Source organism: Achromobacter sp. Marseille-Q0513, assembly GCF_018195695.1.
GTDB lineage: Bacteria > Pseudomonadota > Gammaproteobacteria > Burkholderiales > Burkholderiaceae_B > Achromobacter.
Genome location: NZ_JAGTJY010000364.1, coordinates 1 through 1464 on the forward strand (window position 1 = coordinate 1; position 1464 = coordinate 1464).

Annotated in this window: 1 protein-coding gene and 1 pseudogene; both read left to right on the forward strand. The window is 71.2% G+C overall.

The annotated features are described in order from the left end of the window. Positions 1–713: pseudogene (locus KDH83_RS30655) on the forward strand (hypothetical protein); the annotation flags it as partial. A 115-nt stretch (positions 714–828) separates the two neighbouring features. Further along, entirely contained in the window at positions 829–1368 is a 540-nt protein-coding gene (locus KDH83_RS30660; RefSeq protein WP_212322803.1) for a peroxiredoxin, read from the forward strand. The last annotated feature ends 96 nt before the right edge of the window (positions 1369–1464 follow it).

Here is a 1464-nt window from a genome sequence, read left to right on the forward strand (position 1 = left end):
ATGTGAACGTCACCCATATCACCAATGTGTATACGCACAATGTGGTGGTCAACAATATCGACAACCGCCGCATCAGCTACAACGGCGGTCCGAACGGCATCCGGCGCATGGCCGACCCGCGCGAGGCAGCCGCGCGCAACGAAGCCCACATCCCGCCCACCGCCGCGCAGCGCAGCTTCGCGCGCTCGGCGCCAGGCGCGGGACCGCGTCCCGGCGGCGCGCCGAATGCCGGCCCGGGGCAGCGCCCCATGGGCGGGCCGAATCCAGGCGGGCCGAACCCCGGCGCGCCAAACGCGGGCCGGCCCACTCCGGGCGGCCTGAACGCCGCCGGCTTCAACCAGGGTCCCGCCGCCCCTGCGCAGCGCCCCGGCGGCAATGGCCAACCAGGCTTGCACAACAACGACCGCCCCGCGCAGGGACCGACGGCCGCGCCCAATCCCCGGCCGCAGTTCCAGGCGCCGGCGGCCGCCCCGCAAGCCCAGGGCGCGCCCGGGGCATCGCCGCGCATGCAGCGGCCCGACCACGGCCCCGACAATCTGGCGCAGCCCATGCGGCATGACCGTCCGCAGCCCGCGCGCGTGGAAGCGCCTCGTCCGCAACCGGCGGCCAGCGCGCCGCATCCGTCCAGGCCGCCCGAACAACGGCGCGGCGATGAACGCGGCGGCGGCGGCGGCGGGGAAAGAGGCGGCGGCGAGCGGCGCGGCAGGGAGTGAGTTCCGTCCTGCATCGCGGCCAGGCGCTGGACCCTGGCCGCGCGCGACGCTACAGTGAATCCGGCGCGCCGCGCGTGGCGCGCCTCATCCTTACATCCCGCTTCCGGAGTTCGCCATGAATCGCCTCGTCTCCCGCCTGCTGCTTTGCGGCCTGCTCGCCAGCCCCGCCGTCCACGCCGCGCTGCCCGCCGGCGCGCCGGCGCCGGACTTCAGCACGCAGGCCTCGCTGGGCGGACAGGTCTATGCCTTCAAGCTGAACGAGGCGCTCAAGCAAGGCCCGGTGGTGCTGTATTTCTTCCCCGCCGCCTTCACGCAGGGCTGCACGATCGAGGCGCACAACTTCGCCGAGGCGACCGATGAATACAAGGCGCTGGGCGCGACGGTGATCGGCGTGTCCACCGACAACATCGACACGCTGAACAAGTTCTCGGTCAGCGAGTGCCGAGGCAAGTTCGCGGTGGCCGCCGATGGCGACGGCAAGATCATGAAGTCCTACGACGCGGTGCACGACCGCCGGCCCGAGATGGCCCAGCGCGTGTCCTACGTGATTTCACCGGCGGGCAAGGTGCTGTATTCGTACACCGACATGAGCCCCGAACACCACGTCGCCAACACGCTGCGCGCGTTGCGCGACTGGAAGGCCGGCAAGCTCTGATCGGACCTGGCCGCCGCAAGGCAAGCGGCGGCGTTCGGCCAGGCTAGTGTGCTGTCCCGTAGGTACGTCCGCATGACGAAATTCATCCATAGACGT

What these genes read in the sequence shown, in the direction of transcription:
- KDH83_RS30660 (WP_212322803.1), top strand. Translation starts at nt 829, where the DNA reads ATGAATCGCCTCGTCTCCCGCCTGCTGCTTTGCGGCCTGCTCGCCAGC.